The sequence below is a fragment of the Pectobacterium jejuense genome, assembly GCF_026800125.1.
GTDB classification, from domain to species: domain Bacteria; phylum Pseudomonadota; class Gammaproteobacteria; order Enterobacterales; family Enterobacteriaceae; genus Pectobacterium; species Pectobacterium jejuense.
Genome location: NZ_JAPQKX010000014.1, coordinates 38,610 through 57,311, shown reverse-complemented (window position 1 = coordinate 57,311; position 18,702 = coordinate 38,610). Strand labels below are relative to the sequence as shown.

Below are 18,702 nucleotides of genomic sequence, written 5' to 3'. Positions count from 1 at the left end.
TCTATTACATTTAAAGTGAAGATGAAGCGGCAACCGGCGCTGGTGGGTTATGACCAAAGCGGTTGCCAATAATAAACGCCATCAGGCTGAGTAACAGCGATGGCACAATCGGGTGATATCCAGCCAGCTGAAGATTGAAGCTAGCCAGTAAGGTATAGCAAATCGCCCCGGTGAACATGGCGCTAAGCGCCCCCGCGGCATTCGCGCGTTCCCAGTACAGACCCAGTACCAGCGGCCACAGGAACACCGCTTCCAGCCCGCCAAACGCCAGCAGGTTCAGCCAGATGATCATATCCGGTGGCCGTAAGGAGGCCAGCAGCACCAGCAGGCCTAACAGCAGGGTGGTCATGCTGGACAGGATCTTGATGCGGCGTTCGTTATGGATCTGCTGCGGACGTACGCTGAGATAGAGATCTTTAATGATCGTGGCGGAGGCCTGAAGCAGATGCGCATTAATGTTGGACATGATAGCGGCCATTGGCGCAGCGAGAAAGATCCCAGCGGCCAGCGGCGGTAATACGGTGACCATCAGCGCGGGTAACACCTGATCGGGGATCGTCAGGTCTGGCATCACAGCACGACCCAGCGCACCGGCCAGATGCATGCCGAGCATCAGGATGCCGATGACGATCGTGCCGATGATAATCCCACGGTGCAGCGCCTTGCTGTCGCGATAAGAGATACAGCGCACGGCAGTGTTTGGCAGGCCGATGACGCCGAAGCAGACCAGCACCCAGAATGAAGCCATAAACGGCATCGACAGAATACCGTTGCTGCCCTGCGGCGACACCAGCATCGGGTCAATCTGTTGCAGCTTATCCACTGCGCTGTGCAGGCCGCCAGCAGCATAGATCACGCCGACCAGCAGGATGACGGTGCCGATCAGCATCACGATGCCCTGCATCGCATCATTGAGCACGCTGGCGCGGAAACCGCCAAACGTGGTGTACAGCGCAATAGTGACGCCGAAAATCAGCAGGCCGATGTCGTAAGGAATGTTCGCCGCAGTTTCCAGCAGGCGTGCGCCGCCGATGAACTGCACGGCCATGGCACCGATAAACGCGACCAGCAGGCTGATGCTGGCGAACCATACTAGCAGCGGGCTGTTGTAGCGGGCGTACAGCATGTCGTTCAGCGTGATGGCGTTGTAGCGCCGCGCCAAAATGGCGAATTTTTTCCCCAGAATCCCGAGTGATAGCAGCATGGTAGGAAGCTGGATCATCGAAAGCAGCACCCAGCCCAGCCCGTATTTATACGCTGCACCCGGCCCGCCGATAAAAGAGCTGGCGCTGACGTAAGTGCCGATCAGCGTCATCGCCAGGACAAACCCGCCCATTGAGCGGCCGCCGAGGAAATATTCGTTAAGAAAGTTACCCGCCTGACGGCGACGGTACGCGTAGACCGACAGCCCGAACACCAGCAGCAGATAGCCAATCAGCGGCAATAAAATTTCAATTTGCATCGTCACTCTCCAGTGAGATATCGCGGAAAATGACGCGCACCATCAGCCAGCACAGCAGCGTAAACACGAGCGGCAGCAGCAGGCAGGCCATCTCAAACCAGTGTGGAAGGCCGGTGATCCCTTGTGTGTTGTCTGGCAAATAGGCGGCAAGCACCCAGGCCAATAAATAAACCAGCGTCAGGCCAAAAGCCCAGCGGGCCTCTTTGTGCGCCTGAGGAAAGCGTGTATCCATGTTCTTCTCCACCGTAAATGGGAGCATCAACCCGTCATTTTAGGACATGGGTATTGTTATGAACGTCGTGATGACGAAAGCGGGAATTTTACGGCATGTAGGCCAATTGACTAGTAAGAATTACGCCATCAGCGTAAAAGCCAGTCGCGGGGGGGGACTCATCGCGTGGTGAAAAAACCCGCGTCGTTATGGGGGAAAAGGAGTTGTTGCGTGCCAGATTACCTTACCTGATTCGGTAACATCACCAGTAAATAACAGCGAAAATAGAATCTGTCCCGTCACAAAATAATACTAAATGAGTATCTTGGCTTATTGATCTTGAGGTAATTGGCGAATGATGGACGTCACATCGCATAATTTTCTCAGGAGAACGTTTACTATGAGGCTATTATTTATCGTCTGCTGTTCCAGCGAGGAATAGTTGCGATACGAAAGGAAAGTAATAATAGCGCCAACGATATTGGCGCTATTGTGCATCAGGTAATTATCGTGTCGCGACTTCCTGCTGCCTGGATTATTTAGTCGTTACTATTATGTTAAAGATGAACCAAAGGAGTCGTTATGTCAGTTTCAGCAAGAAATCAGCTTTCGGGTGTTGTGTCTTCCATTGTTGAGGGTGCGGTAAACAATGAAGTCGCATTGACCCTGGAAAGTGGGGATAAGTTAACGACGGTGATTACACGAGCCAGCTGTCAGTCTATGGACCTTGCCGTTGGCAAACCGGCCATTGCGCTGGTGAAAGCCCCTTGGGTCATTCTGGCATCCGCCGAATGTGGTTTGAATTTTTCTGCCCGCAATCAGTTTCACGGTAAGGTGAGTTCTGTCACGAAAGGTGCCGTCAACTCGACAGTACAACTGGTGACTGCCGGTGGGTTGACGCTGACCTCAACCGTTACCAATGAGAGTCTGGAAGAGATGAACATTGATGTGGGCAGCGAATTAATCGCTCTGGTTAAAGCATCCAGTATTATTCTGGCTACCCGGAAATAATTGCCGATTTCTTTAGCGAATTATACCGCTCCCAGCCGATAAACGACCGACCTATACGGGTTTATCGGCTTATTTTTTACCGAAGAATATTTCTTCCTTCGATGTATCCCCGCGTAAAACATCCCTTATTTCGCTGTTCAAATGACCCACATCAACTATCGCTGGAAATGTGATCTGGATGATTGACCCTGAATTTTGTGTGTGGATAATATCGATGTATAAAAATATATATAACGATGCTCGTCATACTCCAAATTGGATGTACGTTGGCTGCGTGTAGTCACCCGAATCACTTACCTGAGTAAGCTCATCGGGATGCCTTCGCTTGCCGCCTGCCTGAAATTTGGCGGATATTATTTAACTCTGGGATTATCATGGGAATTAACAGGCGTACTTTTTTGTCGTATCTGGCGGCACTGTCTGCTTTACCTCTTTTGCCTGCGTCCTTTGCTCATGCGTTTGATCGCATTGCCGGACGGTTTGGTCAGATTCCCAACCCTTCTGATATTCAGCGTGTTATTAGCGCGGGGCCGCCTGCGGATCTGCTGCTATTAGCCTTGGCACCAGAAAAGCTGCTTGGGTTTTCATCGTTTGATTTGTCGGGCGAATCGGGGGCGCTGTTTTCTGAAACCGTACGCCGATTGCCGCGTTTGGGACGCTTATCAGGCCGAGCCAGTACGTTATCGCTGGAAAAACTGCTGACGCTGAATCCAGACATCATCATTGACTGTGGAAGCGCCGATGAAACGTATCGCTCGCTGGCGCAGAGGACGTCACAGCAGACCGGTGTGCCTTACGTGCTGGTGGATGGTGGATTACTGGACACGCCTTCACAGCTCCGGCAGGTGGGGCAGTTACTGAATGTCGCGGCGCGAGCAGAGCAGCAGGCACAGTTTGCCGAGGCTATTTTGCAGCGTGCAAATGTTTACCGTACCAGTGCGCAAACCGAGAAACCGCGCTTCTATTTCGCTCGCGGGGCGATGGGGCTGGAAACCGGACTGCGTGGTTCTCTCCATACCGAAGCGGTGGAACTGCTGGGTTTTGAGAACGTCGCGACCGCAGGGGAATTAAAAACGCTGACTCAGGTGTCGATGGAGCACATTCTGCGGTGGAACCCAGAGCTTATCATCACGCAGGATGTGCAGAGCTATCAGCACATTATGCACTCGGAGCAATGGCAGGGCGTGCATGCGGTTGCACAGCAGCGCGTGATCCTGATGTCTGGCTTGCCGTTTGGCTGGCTGGATGCACCACCCGGCCTGAATCGGCTGCTGGGGCTGTGCCGCTTACAAAGCCATTTTGACCCTGCCGCCGCTCAGCAGCTCAAAAGCGATACCCGAACGTTTTTCCGCCTGTTTTACCATACCGATCTGAATGATGCGCAGCTTGAGCAACTGCTGAGAGTGGCATGAAAAGCCATACCATTACTCTAGTGCTGGGGGTTTTGCTGATCGGCAGTGCGCTGCTCGCGTTAGCGGTGGGGCACTATTCCCTCTCTGTGCATGAAATCCTGCAAATTATCGCTGCCCCGCAGGGAACGGCGTCGATCGAGCCACGTAAAGCGACGGTGTTCTGGAACATTCGCGTGCCGCGCATGCTGGCGGCGCTGCTGATTGGTGCTGGGTTAGCCGCCGCTGGCGCGGCTTATCAGGGCATGTTCCGTAATCCTCTGGTTTCTCCCGATATTCTTGGCGTCTCTGCCGGTGCTGGCGTAGGAGCGACGCTTGGGATTTTCCTTGGCTTACCGATGCTGTTTATTCAGCTTCTGGCGTTTGTCGGTGGGCTGGGGGCGGTGACGCTGGTCTGCCTGATTGCCCGTATGGCGAAACGACACGATCCCGTGTTGGCACTGGTGCTGGTGGGCATGGCGATCGGCGCATTAGGCGGCGCGGCAATCGCACTGATCAAGATCCTGGCCGATCCCTATACTCAGCTACCGTCTATTACTTTCTGGCTATTGGGTGGGCTCTCCGCCATTACCGTTCAGGACTTAAACGTTGCCGCGATACTGATTGTGATTGGACTGGCCCCGCTTATTTTACTGCGCTGGCGTATGAATCTGCTGAGCCTGCCGGATGAAGAAGCCCGCACGCTTGGAGTGAATATATTTTATACGCGGCTGTTATTCATTTTTGCGGCGACGTTAATTACCGCCAGTGCGGTGTCGATTGCGGGAATCATCGGGTGGATAGGGCTGGTGGTGCCGCACATCTGCCGTTTTATCGTCGGAGACAATTTCAATCGGCTATTGCCCGTTTCCATTGCCGTTGGGGCGCTGCTGCTGTTACTCACTGATACGCTGGCACGAACGATCGCTGCGATTGAACTGCCGCTCGGCATTCTGACGTCGTCCATCGGTGCGCCCTTCTTTCTGCTCCTGCTGTTGAGAGGGGAAAGAGCATGACGGGCAGCAGCATCGCTACGCTTCAGGCGGTTAGTGTCGGATATGGCCGCACCGTTGTGAACCGCGACATCTCGTTTTCACTGCCAGCCGGGCAGATTACCTGTTTGCTGGGCACTAATGGCAGCGGCAAAACCACCCTGATGCGTACCCTGTTGGGCTTGATTCCGGCCTTTTCCGGTCAGATACACATCGCTGAAAAACCCATCACCGCATGGTCTGCCAGAGCGCTCGCACAGGTCGCGGCCTATGTGCCTCAGGCGCATGACTCTCCCTTTGCCTTTCGCGTGTTGGATATGGTGCTGATGGGATGTCACCCCCGTTTGTCGCTCTTTTCTACGCCCGGAAAACGTGAGATCGCGAGTGCTGAAGCGGTGCTATCACAGCTCGGTATTTTGTCGCTGAGCCAGCGTTCATACGCGACGCTGAGCGGAGGAGAGCGGCAGCGCGTACTGATTGCCCGTGCGTTAGTACAGCAGCCTGCGCTGATGGTGATGGACGAACCGGCGGCCAGTCTGGATTTTGGCAACCAGATTCGATTATTGGCACACATCAAGCGGCTTAAAGAAAGCGGCATCGCGGTGCTGATGTCCACGCACCATCCTCAGCATGCACGAGCCGTGGCGGATAACGTGGTTTTGCTACACCCCGGCGCGGGGACGGAACAGGGAGCCCCGGATGCTCTGCTGACGCCAACGAGACTGGCGGCGCTGTACGGCGTACAAGAAGCGGATATTCACGCCCATTTCCGTACCTGATGCCCTGCGCGTGCAGGTAAACGGTATCGAATAAAAGAGAAGTCAGGAAGAGAATATGATTATCGACGAGATTGATTTTTCCACGCTTTATCAGGCGCATATGGCGCGGGCGGCCAGAACCGCCAAAACCCCGGAACACTGGGACAAGCGCGCAGAAAACATGGCAATAGAATGCGCGGGGCCACGCGATCCGTATCTGGATCGGTTCATCGCCAGCATGGATTTCTCGGGGGCGACAACGCTGCTGGACGTTGGATGTGGGCCGGGGTCGGTCTGCCTCAATGTGGCGTCGCGGCTTGAACAGGTTTACGGCATTGATTACAGCGAGGGCATGCTGGATGTGGCGCGTCGTCGGGCGGAGGCGATGGGGATAGCGAATGCGACATTTGCTCACCGTGCCTGGGAAGACGACTGGACGGATCTGCCCGACTGCGACATTGTGGTGGCATCGCGATCGACGCTGGTCATGGATCTGGCGGCCGCGCTCTACAAGCTGAATCAGAAAGCCCGCCTGCGGGTGTACACCACTCACACGGTTTCCCCTACGTTTGTCGATCCACGGATTTCGGCGGCAATCGGGCGAACGTCGACATCGTTACCGAACTATATCTATGCCGTGAACATCCTCTATCGCATGGGCATTCACGCCAACGTGAGCTTTATTCGCGGGCAGAATTGCCAAAGGCATGCCGAAACCTTCGAGCGTTTTGCGGAAGGCGTGGCCTGGTCATTAGGCAAGTTGAATGAGGAAGAAAAACAGCGCCTGAGAGCCTATTACGATGCGCATCAGGATGATGATATTCCGCTTGTTTCGCCGACGCGGGATTGGGCATTTGTCTACTGGGATGTGGTGCCACATGCGGAGTTCGCACGATGATTTATATCCCGGATGCGTACCTTGACCAGCTCTTACAGGAAGATATTCAGTACGGTGATGTCACCACGCGGGCGCTGGGAATAGGGCAAGGAGAAGGAGACATCACGTTTTTCCATCGTCAGGGCGGGTGTGTGAGCGGGATGCCGGTGGCGGAACGCCTGCTACAGCGGCTGGGGCTGCGGGTGACGTATTGCGTTCAGGAAGGGGAATGCGTGCCGCCCGGCGCTGCGATGCTTGCCGCAACGGGCAATGTCGCCGCGTTACATCAGGGATGGAAAGTTACGCAGAACGTGCTGGAGTGGTGCTGTGGCGTCAGCGAGTATCTGTATCAAATGAAGGCAATTTATACCCGTGAGGTGCCATCTGGGCAGATTGCCTGTACGCGCAAAATTATTCCGGGTACGAAGCTGCTTTCGATCTTAGCTGTGCTGGCCGGAGGCGGCATTGTGCACCGTCTGGGCTGTGCAGAAACGGTGCTGTTATTCACGAACCATCGTCGCTTTTTGTCGAATCAGGACGATTGGTCTGCCCATGTTGCCCAACTACGCCACGCGGCACCGGAGAAAGCCATCATCGTGGAAGTGGATAACCCTGATGAGGCGATGATGGCGCTCAGCGCCGGGCCCGATATTCTACAACTTGATAAGTTTACGCCTGAACAGGTGATCGCCACGCGGTCTTACGCTGCCCGCCATGCGTCCGCATGTAAGGTGTCTGCGGCGGGAGGAATCAACCTGCAAACGGTTCAACGCTATGCCGAAACCGGCGTTGCTCTGCTCGTCACCTCTGCGCCTTACCACGCGCCCTCTGCCGATATTCGTGTCGTTTTAACGCCAAAACGCTAACGCCATCATCCTGAACGCCCGGATGACGGGAAGTGGCGATATCTATCGTTATATAAATTTTTATACAGCAATGTGTTTTTTTAAGGGAACAATGTCATGCAAATAAAGAAGTTAAGTTGGTTGTTGTCCGCCAGTTTATTACCCGTCTCTTGCGTCTATGCCGCTTCTGGTGACGCGGTTGAGAATACGAAGGATAAAGACGTGATGACGGTGTGGAGCAGTCCGGTTGCGGCGACTAACGATATCGTGAATCAGGAGCAGATTAACCAGCTAAATCGACGCAATGTGGCGGAAGCGCTGAATATCGTGCCGGGCGTGACGTTACAAAAATCAGGCGGGCGCAGCGAACAACAGGTGAAAGTTCGCGGCTTTGATAGCCGACAGGTGCCGGTTTTCCTCGACGGCGTGCCGATTTATGTTCCCTATGACGGCAACCTGGATCTTGGCCGTTTTCAGGCTTCCGATCTGGCGGCGGTTGAGGTGTCTAAAGGGTATACCTCGCTGTTGCAAGGCCCGAATCAAATGGGAGGCGCAATTAACCTGACAACGCTGCGGCCGAAAAAAGAGCTGGAAGCGAACGTGCGCTTGAATCAGGGCTGGGCGCGCGGGCGTGACAATGCACATAACATGGATGCGTCGTTTGGCGGGAAAAGCGATCTGGGGTTCTTCCAGATTAGCGGCAGCCGTCAGAAGCAGCGCTTTACCGGGCTGCCTCACGGGGTTGATAACGCGACTGCCGGTAGCGAAGGTCAGCGGATGAATTCCGGCAACGATGATAAGCGCGGCATGCTGAAGGTCGGGTTTACGCCGCGGGAATCTGATGAATACACGTTTACCTACATCAATCAGGAAGGTGAGAAGAATACGCCACCTTATGCGGGCAATAGCGGTCAGTCAGGACGCTATTGGCAATGGCCGGACTACAACAAAGAAAGCTATTACTATCAGGGCACCACAAAGCTTAGTGACAGAATGACGCTAAAAAGCCGCTTCTATCACGATGAATTTGAAAATACCTTGCTGATGTATAAAACGCTGGCGGATTTCAAAAATAAGAGCGGTAACTATAGCCATTATGCGGATTTCAGTAACGGCGCGGGGCTGCAATTAGGGATTGATATGCGCGAACTGGATTTGCTGTCGTTCGCCGTACACTGGAAAGATGACGTGCATCGCGAGAAAGGGGCGATTAATGCGCCTTACGATCGCTATAAGGACCGAACCTGGTCGATGGCAAGCGAATACCAGTGGAATGTGTCCGATAAGCTGGACGCGGTGTTTGGCGTAAGCTACGACTGGCGTGACAGCAAGCAGGGCATGAAGCATGAGAAGAACGGCACGCTAACAAATTATGACCAAAATAATCAGGATGCATTCAACTGGCAGATGATGACGAAGTATCGCTTCGATAATCGCGATGAGCTGCAATTATCGCTGTCTGAACGCAGCCGTTTCCCGACGCTGAAAGAGCGTTACACCACTTCTAAGCCAGCCAAAAATCAGGATGCGCTGGTTAATCCGAACCTCAAACCCGAGCGTGCGCAAAACCTTGAGCTGAACTATCGCGGGGGCTTGACCGAGGGCTGGGGCTACGATGCCAGCGTGTACTACAACCGGGTATCGGATGCGATTCTGTCACATAACATTACGCCGAGTTTGATCCAAAACCGCAACAGCGGCCGGGTCGATTACTACGGCATAGATCTGGGTATTCACGGTGATGTCAAAGACTGGTTAACCGTCGGGGTTAACTATGGGTTGATTCATAGCGATGTGAAACGCAAAGAAATCGGCAACATTGTCGATCTGCCGAAGCATAAGGTGTTCGCCTGGGCAACGATCACGCCTGTCGAACCGGTCAGCATTACGGTGATGGAAGAAGCGCGTAGCTGGGGATTCAATAATTCGGATAATAACGATAAAACGCGCGGATTTGCGGTGACCAATGTGCGGGTGGATTATCGTCTGGGTGCCGGCTTTAGCGTGAATGCGTCGGTCAATAATCTGTTTGATTCGGCTTACGCTTATCAGGAAGGTTATGTTGAGGAAGGGCGTAATTATTGGTTAGGCGTTGCTTACCAGTATTAATCCCCGAGGGCATATATATCCTAAATAACAATACCCTAAATAACAAAGGCCAGCATAAGCTGGCCTTTTGACTCGATTGCGCAGTGTTTACTGCAAGCCGAGTTTCTTCTCCAAATAGTGGATGTTCGTGCCACCTCTCTGGAAGTTTTCGTCGCTCATGATCTTCATCTGAAGTTCGATGTTGGTTTTGATGCCATCGATAATCAGTTCAGCCAGTGCGTTCTTCATACGGGAAATCGCGATTTCGCGCGTTTCACCATAGGTGATCAGCTTGCCGATCATGGAATCGTAATACGGCGGTACGGTATAACCGGCGTAAATATGCGATTCCCAACGGACACCAAAGCCGCCCGGCGCGTGGAAACGCGTGATTTTACCTGGGCTTGGCAGGAACGTGTTCGGATCTTCCGCGTTGATACGGCATTCCACCGCATGGCCGCGAACCTTGACGTCTTTCTGCTTGATGGACAGTGGCATACCGGCAGCGATGCGCAGCTGCTCTTTGATCAGATCCACGCCGGTAATCATTTCGGTTACCGGATGTTCCACCTGAATACGGGTGTTCATTTCAATGAAGTAGAACTCACCGTTTTCGTACAGGAACTCAAACGTACCCGCACCACGATAGTTGATATCGATACAGGCTTTGGCACAGCGATCGCCGATATTGCGACGCAGCTCGTCCGTAATGCCCGGTGCTGGCGCTTCTTCCACCACTTTCTGGTGGCGACGCTGCATGGAGCAGTCACGCTCGGCCAGATAAACCGCGTGGCCCTGACCATCAGCCAGAATCTGAATTTCCACGTGACGTGGGTTTTCCAGATACTTTTCCATGTAGACCATGTCGTTGTTGAAAGCCGCTTTGGCTTCCGCACGGGTCATGTTGATGGATTGTTCCAGCTCTTTGTCGCTGCGCACGACGCGCATACCACGACCACCGCCGCCGCCAGAGGCTTTGATGATGACCGGATAGCCGATGCGTTTTGCATGAACACGGTTAGCGTCCATGTCGTCAGTCAGAGGGCCATCGGAGCCTGGTACGGTTGGAACACCCGCTTTTTTCATGGCGGTGATGGCAGACACTTTGTCACCCATCAGGCGAATGGTTTCTGCGCGTGGGCCGATGAAGATAAAGCCAGAGCGTTCAACCTGCTCGGCAAAATCCGCATTTTCGGACAGGAAGCCGTAACCAGGGTGAATCGCGACAGCACCCGTGATTTCCGCAGCGGAAATAATCGCAGGGATGTTCAGATAGCTTTTTGTTGACGGCGCCGGGCCGATACACACGGTTTCGTCCGCCAGCAATACGTGTTTCAAATCGCGATCCGCACTGGAGTGAACGGCGACGGTTTTGATGCCCAGTTCTTTACAGGCACGCAAAATACGCAGCGCAATCTCTCCGCGGTTAGCGATAACGATTTTATCTAGCATGATAAGCCTCGTTATTCGATGACAACCAGTGGCTCGTCAAATTCAACCGGCTGACCGCTTTCGACCAGGATGGCTTTAACCACGCCTGATTTGTCAGCTTCGATCTGGTTCATCATTTTCATGGCTTCGACGATGCACAGGGTATCGCCAACATTGACGTGCTGACCCACTTCCACAAACGCTTTAGCGTCCGGGCTTGGGGTGCGATAGAAGGTTCCAACCATTGGAGAACGAACGATGTGTCCACTGATGGCAGCCGGTGCTGCTGCAGCTTCCACTGGCGCTGGTGCAACGGCGGCTGCCAGTGCAGGCTGTGGCTGCATCATCGGCGTAGCGTAAGCCTGTTGCATCATCGGGTAGTTAACCGCTGCTGGGGCACGACTGATACGTACTGATTCTTCACCTTCAGAAATTTCCAGTTCGGCGATGCCGGACTCTTCAACCAGTTCGATCAGTTTTTTGATTTTACGAATATCCATGGATGTGGTTCCGTACTCTTTTGTTTAATTGGAAGTTGACAGGCGTTTTACCGCCGTCTGTAAAGCATACTGATAACCATCTGCCCCCAGGCCACATATCACGCCTACCGCAACATCAGAAAGGTAGGAATGATGACGAAAAGGCTCACGTGCGTGCACGTTGGACAGATGAATTTCGATAAACGGAATCGCGACCGCCAGCAGGGCATCACGCAGCGCAACGCTGGTGTGGGTGAATGCCGCCGGGTTAATCAGAATGAAGTCTGTGTTTCCTCTGGCCTGATGGATGGTATCGATCAGGACATGTTCCGCGTTGGATTGCAGATGGGAAAACTTCACGTTCAATGTCTGCGCCTGTGTTTCCAGTTCGCTGACAATGTCTGCTAGCGTCGTCTTACCGTATTTGTCGGGCTCTCGGGTTCCTAGCAGATTCAGGTTTGGACCGTTCAAGAGCAAAATGTGAAACTTTTCTGCCATTGTGCTGCTATCTCCCGCGATTGACCAAGATTGCCAAAACCGTGTCGCACAAAATAGCGCGAAGCTATTCGTTTGTCACCTTTCGTGACGCAAATTGTCCGGCCCGAGAAATTAAAGTCGTGCATTATAACCATATCGTGGCAATTCGCAGCTAAATACTGGTCTTATCTGCGGAGATATTCCTGCACCAGATGGCGAGAAAGCGTGAATCTTGCTGCGGCTCAAACCCGGCTTTTCCTGTGTTGCTGCGGCGTTTAGCGCCACCATTGGCGAAATTTCTTATAACGAAACAGCAGCAATATCAGCGCCGCGAGCGCATACAAAATAGGCTGCGGTGAGAGCGTTTTAACTGACCAAAGATAGTGGATAGGCGCAAGGATGGCGACTAAATAGACAAAATTATGCAGTTTTTGCCATTGCGATCCCAACTTGCGCATCATTATCTGTGGTGATGCCACCGCCAGCGCCAGCAAAATCAACCAGCTTATGACTCCCAACGTTAAATACGGTCGGGATACCAGCTCTTTACCCAGCAGCGCCAGATGATCCAGACCCAGCTCCAGCAGCGCATAGCTCACCAGATGCAACGTCGCCCAGAAAAAGCACCACAGCCCGAGGAGGCGTCGGCAGCGAATGAGCAGCGGCTGCTTGCCGTAGCGCGCTAATGGCGTAACCAGCAGCGTCGCCAGCAGCAATTTCAGCGCCATTCTGCCGGTAAAGTGCTGGATATCTTTGGCCGGATCGGCGCTGAACCACCCTTGGTCAACCGACAATATCAGCCACAGCAGCGGCAGAAAACCAGCCAGATGGAGTAGCACTTTTAACCGGGTAATGTGTTGTAGCGTCAGTCTCATGCTGATGTGGATTCCTATCCTGACAAGGTGTTATTGGCTAGATGTTTTGTGTTTTTAGCTAAAAATTATCGCGCAGATTCAAGCCGCGATACAGCGAAGCGACCTGTTCCGCATAGCCGTTGAACAACAGCGTGGGTTGACGCTCAACGTTAAGTAGCCCGCCGGAACCAATGACGCGCTCTGTTGCCTGTGACCAGCGCGGGTGATCCACATGCGGGTTAACGTTGGCATAGAAGCCATATTCGTCCGAGGCTGCCAGATTCCATGTGCAGGGAGGCTGTTCACGGGTGAGGCGGATATGCACGATAGATTTGATGTTCTTGAAGCCATATTTCCACGGTGTGACTAAGCGGATGGGGGCACCGTTCTGCGGCGGTAACGTCTTGCCGTAAACCCCGACAGCCAGCAATGCCAGAGGATTCATGGCTTCATCCAGCCGTAACCCTTCTACATAGGGATAGTCGAGACCACCGCCCATGAAGCGATCTTTTTGCCCCGGCATCTGTTCCGGGTCGTAAAGCGTCTGAAACGCCACGAAGCGGGCGTTGCTGGTGGGTTCGGCGTATTTAATCAGCTTGGCCAGCTCAAAGCCGACCCACGGAATCACCATTGACCACGCTTCGACGCAGCGGAAACGGTAGATCCGTTCTTCCAGCGGAAAGCGTTTGAGCAAATCGTCGATATCCAGCGTGAGGGGTTTGGCGACATCGCCGTCTATTTTGACGGTCCAGCCTTCGGTTTTTAACCCGCCGGCATTTGCTGCCGGATCGGCTTTGTCCAACCCAAATTCATAGAAGTTGTTATAACCCGTGACCTTATCTTCCGGCGTGAGCGGCAGATCGAGCTTCCAGTCGGCAGGTTGGCTAAACGTGAGCGGTTTACCCGGCGGTGCTTTGGGTTTATCACCGCCTTTAAACCAGGCCAACAGATCAGCCTGTGCAGAAAATGGCAGCGAAAGCGCCGCAGCGGAAATACCCAGCGCTTTTAAGACGCGCCGACGCTGATAGAAGAGGGATTCCGGGGTAACGTCGGCTTCCGTTAGCTTGCGATGTTTGTGCATGTGAACTCCCGCCAGTCATTATTATTGTTGACGCAAAGTGGCGTTTTTAATGCTTACCGTTCACTTAGTTATAGATGACTTGCGGTAAAAACCGCGACAGGAGAGATGAAATACTTTTTTGCAGGGTGTAACAGCCACCCGAAGGTGGCTGAGTGCGTCAACAAAAGACGTTAGCTGATTTTCACCAGCGTGCGGCCAGTGACTTTGTTTTCCAGCAGTGCGGCAGCGACAGCGGGGACGTCTTCCAACCCGATTTCCTGCGTCACCTGTTGATAGAACGACTCAGGCAGGATGGCAGCCAGACGCTCCCATGCTTGCTGACGGCGGGCCAGCGGTGCCATCACGGAATCCACGCCTTGCAGGCGAACATTGCGTAAAATAAATGGCATCACGGTAGTCGGCAGGGCAACACCGCCAGCCAGACCGCATGCGGCGACTGTCGCGTTGTAATCCATCTGTGCCAACAGCGTCGCCAACACGTTATCGCCGACAGTATCCACCGCGCCAGCCCAACGTTGTTTCTCCAGCGGGCGAGGGCTTCCGCTGAATTCGCTGCGGTCCAGCACCTGTTTGGCGCCCAGTTTTTTCAGGTAGTCGGTGTTGTCAGCACGGCCGCTGACGGCGGTCACCTGATAGCCTAGTTCTGCAAGCAGGGCGACTGCCGTGCTGCCGACACCGCCGCTGGCACCCGTCACAATAATGTCGCCGCTGTCCGGCGTAATACCACCGTCTTCCAGCGCCATCACGCACAGCATCGCGGTAAAGCCTGCCGTACCCAGAATCATAGCGTTACGCGCATCCAGCGATGCGGGCAGGGGAACCAGCCAATCGCTCTTCACGCGAGCCTGTTGCGCTAGTCCGCCCCAGTGGTTTTCACCCACGCCCCAACCGGTCAGGATGACAGGTTGGCCGACGGTAAACCGATCGCTGTCGCTGTGGCGCACGGTTCCAGCGAAGTCGATTCCAGGAACCATCGGGAAGTTACGAATAATTTTGCCTTTGCCGGTAATGGCAAGCGCATCTTTATAGTTAATGCCGGACCAGTTGATATCGACAGTTACATCCCCGGTGGGAAGCTGCTCTGCGTCAATCTCGCGAATCTGAGCGTGGGTCAGTCCGTCTGACTGTTCAAGAACTAAAGCCTGCATGGGCTATCTCCTGTAGCAGGATGGAAAATGGGGAAGTCATTAACGACTATATACCCGTCATACTTCAAGCTGCATGTGCGTTGGCTGCGTTCACTCACCCGAATCACTTACTTGAGTAAGCTCATCGGGCCTCCCTCGCTTGCCGCCTTCCTGCAACTCGAATTATTTAGGGTATAGTTATTACAGCTACCTTCGTTAGTATTGGTACTATGCGTTGTAGCTGGCCTATGCGAACTGATAAAAAACAACAAACTCGCAGAAATAACAATTATTTGGAATAGGACGCAGGGATGGGATTTACGACCAGGTTCTCGATACTCATAGTATTGCTGACGGTTCTCGCCATTTTTCTTATGCTTTTCAGTAGCATATTTAGCCTCTGTTATTATAGCCAGTTGCGAACCGAGCAACAGCTACGCGAGGTCACGGCCAGTATCGATCAGGCGCTATTAGTGCAATCGCCCGAAAATATTCAATATTGGCTGCCGGGAATGATGAAAACGGCAGGCATTGTGTCGTTGGATATTCAGGATAACGATTCGACCCTCTATTCAATACAGCTGCCCGAGGCCGGCTGGGAACGCACGCACCTCTATCATGAGGTCGAGTTTCCGTTGATGCATCATTTGAACATGACGATCGCCTTAAAATATGTCGACCCGCTGATCGGTTTACCGCGTTTCGTGGTGTCGACGCTATCGGTACTGCTGGCGGCGGGTCTGATGCTCCTCATGCTGTACTTCTCCATTCGCTGGCTGCGTCGGCAGGCTGCCGGACAGGAAGAGTTGGAAAAGCGCGCACAGCGTATTCTCAAGGGCGAGCGAGAATCGGTTATGCAGGGCTCGGTACGTGAATGGCCGGTTAAGACCAGCGGGGCGCTCGATCAACTGCTGTCTGACTTAGTGGAAGCACGTGAGGAACGCGGGCGGGTTGATACGTTAATTCGTGCTTTCGCCGCGCAGGATGCTGAAACCGGGCTGAGTAATCGTCTGTTTTTTGATAATCAATTGACCACACAGCTGGAAGATGGCGAAGAAGTGGGGACGCACGGCGTCGTCATGATGATTCGCGTGCCTGATTTTGAAACGTTGCAAGAAACGCACGGTTATACCAATGCGCTTCAGGAATACCGTTTCACGCTGGTCAATCTGCTATCGACGTTTGTCATGCGCTATCCCTCTGCGCTGCTGGCGCGTTATTTCAGCAGCGATTTCACCGTATTGCTCCCCCACAGCACGCTAAAGGAAGCCACTGCAATTGCCACGCAGCTGGTGAAGTCTATCGATATTCTCCCCGCCTGTCCGTTGATCGATCGCGAGGACGTTCTCCACATTGGTATTTGTGCCTATCGCGGCGGGCAAAGCGCCGAGCAGGTGATGGAAAGTGTGGAAGACGCGACGCGTAATGCGGTGTTGCAGGGCGGTAATAGTTGGTGCGTGTTTGACAGGCAGGTGCCTGAAAAAGGGCGTGGCAGCGTGAAATGGCGAACCCTGCTGGAACAGACGCTGGCACGCGGTGGCCCACGGCTGTATCAGAAACCTGCGGTGACAAAAGAGGGCGTGGTGCATCATCGCGAAATGATGAGCCGGATTTATGACGGAGAACAGGAACTGCTCGCGGCGGAGTATATGCCGCTGGTTCAACAGCTGGGGCTGGCAGCCAGCTACGATCGGCAGCTTGTGGCACGAATTATTGATCTGTCAGCGAGCTGGCCGGGAGAAACACTGGCTCTACCGGTAAGTGTGGACTCACTTTTGCAGAAACCTTTCCTGCGTTGGTTGAAAGACGTCTTACTGCAATGTCCGAAAACGCAGCGTCAGTGCATTTTATTTGAACTTGCAGAGGCAGATGTCTGTCAATATATCGGCCGCCTGCGCCCGGTTCTCAATTTGATCCTGGGATTAGGCTGTCGCCTGGCGGTTACGCAGGCGGGTTTGACGCTGGTCAGTACGACGTATATCAAGTCACTCCCCGTGGAGATCATCAAGCTTCATCCTGGTTTGGTCCGCAGCCTTGAGCGCCGCCCGGAAAATCAGCTGTTTGTACAAAGCCTGACCGAGGCCTGTAAAGGGACGCAAACGCGGGTGTTTGCCGCTGGCGTGCGAACCAAAGAGGAGTGGCGGATGCTGTTGGGCAAGGGCGTTTATGGTGGACAAGGCGATTTTTTTGCCGCATCAGTCCCCGTAACGGATGAGCTGAAAAAATATTCACCACGGCATCGTGTTTAATATAAACGTCCCGTTCAAATTGACGTAGAATGAGGCGGTTGTTAAATCGGTTAGTGTGTGCTTACGTTAGCGGCAATCCGATTAAATGTTAGATTTTATGTCCTGTGTTAGCGCAATTCTGTCGGGTGGACAGTGGTAAGATGCCTTGCCGCCTGAGGAGAAAGCATGTTGTGCCTTCTCCCTGACGCCGACGTGCGTAACGCAGACTCATTTTTCACCGAAGCAGAGCCTTTTCGTGCCTTGTCGCTGCTTCGTGTGGTTGGTAAAGTAGGCGGATTTATTTTTCGCCCCCAGCTTGCAGGATTATCCTTTAGTTATGTTTAAGAAATTTCGTGGCATGTTTTCCAACGACTTGTCCATCGACCTGGGTACCGCCAATACCCTGATTTATGTTAAAGGGCAGGGCATCATACTGAATGAACCCTCTGTGGTTGCGATTCGTCAGGATCGTGCCGGTTCTCAAAAGAGCGTGGCGGCAGTCGGCCATGACGCTAAGCAGATGCTGGGTAGAACGCCTGGGAATATCGTGGCGATTCGCCCGATGAAAGACGGTGTGATTGCCGATTTCCAGGTCACAGAAAAAATGTTGCAGCACTTCATCAAGCAAGTGCATAGCGACAGCTTTATGCGTCCGAGCCCGCGCGTGCTGGTCTGTGTTCCGGTCGGCGCAACGCAGGTTGAACGTCGTGCCATTCGCGAATCCGCGCTGGGTGCCGGTGCCCGTGAAGTGTTCCTCATCGAAGAACCGATGGCGGCTGCGATTGGTGCTGGCATGCCAGTATCCGAAGCGACCGGTTCCATGGTTGTAGATATCGGTGGTGGTACTACCGAAGTTGCAGTGATCTCGCTGAACGGCGTGGTGTACTCCTCTTCTGTACGTATTGGTGGTGACCGCTTTGATGAAGCGATCATCAACTACGTTCGTCGTAACTATGGTTCACTGATTGGTGAAGCGACGGCAGAACGTATCAAGCATGAAATCGGCTCCGCTTATCCGGGCGACGAAGTGCTAGAGATTGAAGTGCGCGGCCGTAACCTTGCTGAAGGTGTACCGCGTGGGTTCACGCTGAACTCCAACGAAATTCTGGAAGCGCTGCAAGAGCCGTTGACGGGTATCGTCAGCGCGGTCATGGCGGCGTTGGAACAGTGTCCACCGGAACTGGCCTCCGACATTTCCGAGCGCGGTATGGTGTTAACCGGCGGCGGTGCGCTGCTGCGTAACCTGGATCGTTTGCTGATGGAAGAAACCGGTATTCCGGTTGTGGTGGCTGAAGATCCGCTGACCTGTGTCGCCCGTGGCGGTGGCAAGGCGCTGGAAATGATCGACATGCACGGTGGCGATTTGTTCAGCGAGGAGTAATCCTGTCTGGAA

Annotated in this window: 17 protein-coding genes; 9 read left to right on the top strand and 8 right to left on the bottom strand. The window is 53.6% G+C overall.

Translation table 11 applies throughout. The features are described from left to right. Positions 1-10: 10 nt before the first annotated feature. A complete protein-coding gene (gene panF, locus NXT09_RS20460; protein ID WP_095701272.1) occupies positions 11-1,462 on the bottom strand; it encodes a sodium/pantothenate symporter in 1,452 nt (483 codons plus the stop codon). Continuing rightward, entirely contained in the window at positions 1,452-1,694 is a 243-nt protein-coding gene (locus NXT09_RS20455) for a YhdT family protein (protein ID WP_039482401.1), read from the bottom strand. Before NXT09_RS20455 ends, panF begins: the two co-directional genes overlap by 11 nt. Positions 1,695-2,255: 561 nt before the next feature. On the opposite strand from NXT09_RS20455, the gene NXT09_RS20450 reads away from it, so the two are divergent. From NXT09_RS20450 to NXT09_RS20420, 7 genes are all read left to right on the top strand, one after another. After that, positions 2,256-2,684 carry a TOBE domain-containing protein gene (locus NXT09_RS20450; RefSeq protein ID WP_010681543.1) on the top strand — a complete coding sequence of 143 codons (429 nt, stop codon included), beginning with the start codon at positions 2,256-2,258 and terminating at the stop codon, positions 2,682-2,684. A 374-nt stretch (positions 2,685-3,058) separates the two neighbouring features. Beyond that, positions 3,059-4,096, top strand: a complete 1,038-nt coding sequence (locus NXT09_RS20445; RefSeq protein ID WP_268581000.1) for an ABC transporter substrate-binding protein — start codon at positions 3,059-3,061, stop codon at positions 4,094-4,096. Then, positions 4,093-5,088 (top strand): FecCD family ABC transporter permease, encoded by a 996-nt coding sequence (locus tag NXT09_RS20440; RefSeq protein WP_268580999.1) that lies wholly within the window; start codon positions 4,093-4,095, stop codon positions 5,086-5,088. The genes NXT09_RS20445 and NXT09_RS20440 overlap by 4 nt, the downstream gene beginning before the upstream one ends. Beyond that, on the top strand, positions 5,085-5,843 hold the full coding sequence (locus NXT09_RS20435) for an ABC transporter ATP-binding protein (RefSeq protein ID WP_268580998.1): 759 nt from the start codon (positions 5,085-5,087) through the stop codon (positions 5,841-5,843). Before NXT09_RS20440 ends, NXT09_RS20435 begins: the two co-directional genes overlap by 4 nt. Positions 5,844-5,898: 55 nt before the next feature. Continuing rightward, the gene (locus NXT09_RS20430) at positions 5,899-6,720 is read left to right on the top strand and encodes a class I SAM-dependent methyltransferase (protein WP_268580997.1); all 822 of its coding nucleotides are present in this window, start codon (positions 5,899-5,901) and stop codon (positions 6,718-6,720) included. Beyond that, positions 6,717-7,565, top strand: a complete 849-nt coding sequence (modD, locus tag NXT09_RS20425) for a ModD protein (protein WP_268580996.1) — start codon at positions 6,717-6,719, stop codon at positions 7,563-7,565. The genes NXT09_RS20430 and modD overlap by 4 nt, the downstream gene beginning before the upstream one ends. Positions 7,566-7,661: 96 nt before the next feature. Next, positions 7,662-9,653, top strand: a complete 1,992-nt coding sequence (locus tag NXT09_RS20420; protein WP_240584309.1) for a TonB-dependent receptor plug domain-containing protein — start codon at positions 7,662-7,664, stop codon at positions 9,651-9,653. 87 nt (positions 9,654-9,740) lie between these two features. On the opposite strand, the gene accC is transcribed toward NXT09_RS20420, so the two are convergent. The 6 genes from accC to acuI form a co-directional block, all read right to left on the bottom strand. Then, complete coding sequence (accC, locus tag NXT09_RS20415; RefSeq protein ID WP_014913833.1) at positions 9,741-11,084, bottom strand: acetyl-CoA carboxylase biotin carboxylase subunit; 1,344 nt, start codon at positions 11,082-11,084, stop codon at positions 9,741-9,743. An 11-nt stretch (positions 11,085-11,095) separates the two neighbouring features. After that, positions 11,096-11,563, bottom strand: coding sequence for an acetyl-CoA carboxylase biotin carboxyl carrier protein (gene accB, locus NXT09_RS20410; protein ID WP_010681551.1), 468 nt, complete (start codon positions 11,561-11,563; stop codon positions 11,096-11,098). A 24-nt stretch (positions 11,564-11,587) separates the two neighbouring features. Continuing rightward, positions 11,588-12,040, bottom strand: coding sequence for a type II 3-dehydroquinate dehydratase (gene aroQ / locus NXT09_RS20405; protein WP_205554240.1), 453 nt, complete (start codon positions 12,038-12,040; stop codon positions 11,588-11,590). 254 nt (positions 12,041-12,294) lie between these two features. Further along, entirely contained in the window at positions 12,295-12,894 is a 600-nt protein-coding gene (msrQ, locus tag NXT09_RS20400; RefSeq protein ID WP_268580995.1) for a protein-methionine-sulfoxide reductase heme-binding subunit MsrQ, read from the bottom strand. A gap of 58 nt (positions 12,895-12,952) precedes the next feature. Beyond that, entirely contained in the window at positions 12,953-13,954 is a 1,002-nt protein-coding gene (gene msrP / locus NXT09_RS20395; protein ID WP_268580994.1) for a protein-methionine-sulfoxide reductase catalytic subunit MsrP, read from the bottom strand. 170 nt (positions 13,955-14,124) lie between these two features. Continuing rightward, a complete protein-coding gene (gene acuI / locus NXT09_RS20390) occupies positions 14,125-15,102 on the bottom strand; it encodes an acrylyl-CoA reductase (NADPH) (protein ID WP_174869209.1) in 978 nt (325 codons plus the stop codon). 290 nt (positions 15,103-15,392) lie between these two features. Here acuI and csrD point away from each other — a divergent pair, with 290 nt between their 5' ends. Together csrD and mreB are read left to right on the top strand one after the other, a co-directional pair. Further along, complete coding sequence (csrD, locus tag NXT09_RS20385; protein ID WP_205554223.1) at positions 15,393-17,330, top strand: RNase E specificity factor CsrD; 1,938 nt, start codon at positions 15,393-15,395, stop codon at positions 17,328-17,330. 316 nt (positions 17,331-17,646) lie between these two features. Next, positions 17,647-18,690: a rod shape-determining protein MreB gene (gene mreB, locus NXT09_RS20380; RefSeq protein WP_010300322.1), complete on the top strand. Its 1,044-nt coding sequence runs from the start codon at positions 17,647-17,649 to the stop codon at positions 18,688-18,690. Positions 18,691-18,702: the final 12 nt, after the last annotated feature.

Bases quoted from the DNA above. Each gene is read 5' to 3' on its own strand.
- panF (WP_095701272.1), bottom strand. From the start codon at position 1,462: ATGCAAATTGAAATTTTATTGCCGCTGATTGGCTATCTGCTGCTGGTG.
- NXT09_RS20455 (WP_039482401.1), bottom strand. From the start codon at position 1,694: ATGGATACACGCTTTCCTCAGGCGCACAAAGAGGCCCGCTGGGCTTTT.
- NXT09_RS20450 (WP_010681543.1), top strand. From the start codon at position 2,256: ATGTCAGTTTCAGCAAGAAATCAGCTTTCGGGTGTTGTGTCTTCCATT.
- NXT09_RS20445 (WP_268581000.1), top strand. From the start codon at position 3,059: ATGGGAATTAACAGGCGTACTTTTTTGTCGTATCTGGCGGCACTGTCT.
- NXT09_RS20440 (WP_268580999.1), top strand. From the start codon at position 4,093: ATGAAAAGCCATACCATTACTCTAGTGCTGGGGGTTTTGCTGATCGGC.
- NXT09_RS20435 (WP_268580998.1), top strand. From the start codon at position 5,085: ATGACGGGCAGCAGCATCGCTACGCTTCAGGCGGTTAGTGTCGGATAT.
- NXT09_RS20430 (WP_268580997.1), top strand. From the start codon at position 5,899: ATGATTATCGACGAGATTGATTTTTCCACGCTTTATCAGGCGCATATG.
- modD (WP_268580996.1), top strand. From the start codon at position 6,717: ATGATTTATATCCCGGATGCGTACCTTGACCAGCTCTTACAGGAAGAT.
- NXT09_RS20420 (WP_240584309.1), top strand. From the start codon at position 7,662: ATGCAAATAAAGAAGTTAAGTTGGTTGTTGTCCGCCAGTTTATTACCC.
- accC (WP_014913833.1), bottom strand. From the start codon at position 11,084: ATGCTAGATAAAATCGTTATCGCTAACCGCGGAGAGATTGCGCTGCGT.
- accB (WP_010681551.1), bottom strand. From the start codon at position 11,563: ATGGATATTCGTAAAATCAAAAAACTGATCGAACTGGTTGAAGAGTCC.
- aroQ (WP_205554240.1), bottom strand. From the start codon at position 12,040: ATGGCAGAAAAGTTTCACATTTTGCTCTTGAACGGTCCAAACCTGAAT.
- msrQ (WP_268580995.1), bottom strand. From the start codon at position 12,894: ATGAGACTGACGCTACAACACATTACCCGGTTAAAAGTGCTACTCCAT.
- msrP (WP_268580994.1), bottom strand. From the start codon at position 13,954: ATGCACAAACATCGCAAGCTAACGGAAGCCGACGTTACCCCGGAATCC.
- acuI (WP_174869209.1), bottom strand. From the start codon at position 15,102: ATGCAGGCTTTAGTTCTTGAACAGTCAGACGGACTGACCCACGCTCAG.
- csrD (WP_205554223.1), top strand. From the start codon at position 15,393: ATGGGATTTACGACCAGGTTCTCGATACTCATAGTATTGCTGACGGTT.
- mreB (WP_010300322.1), top strand. From the start codon at position 17,647: ATGTTTAAGAAATTTCGTGGCATGTTTTCCAACGACTTGTCCATCGAC.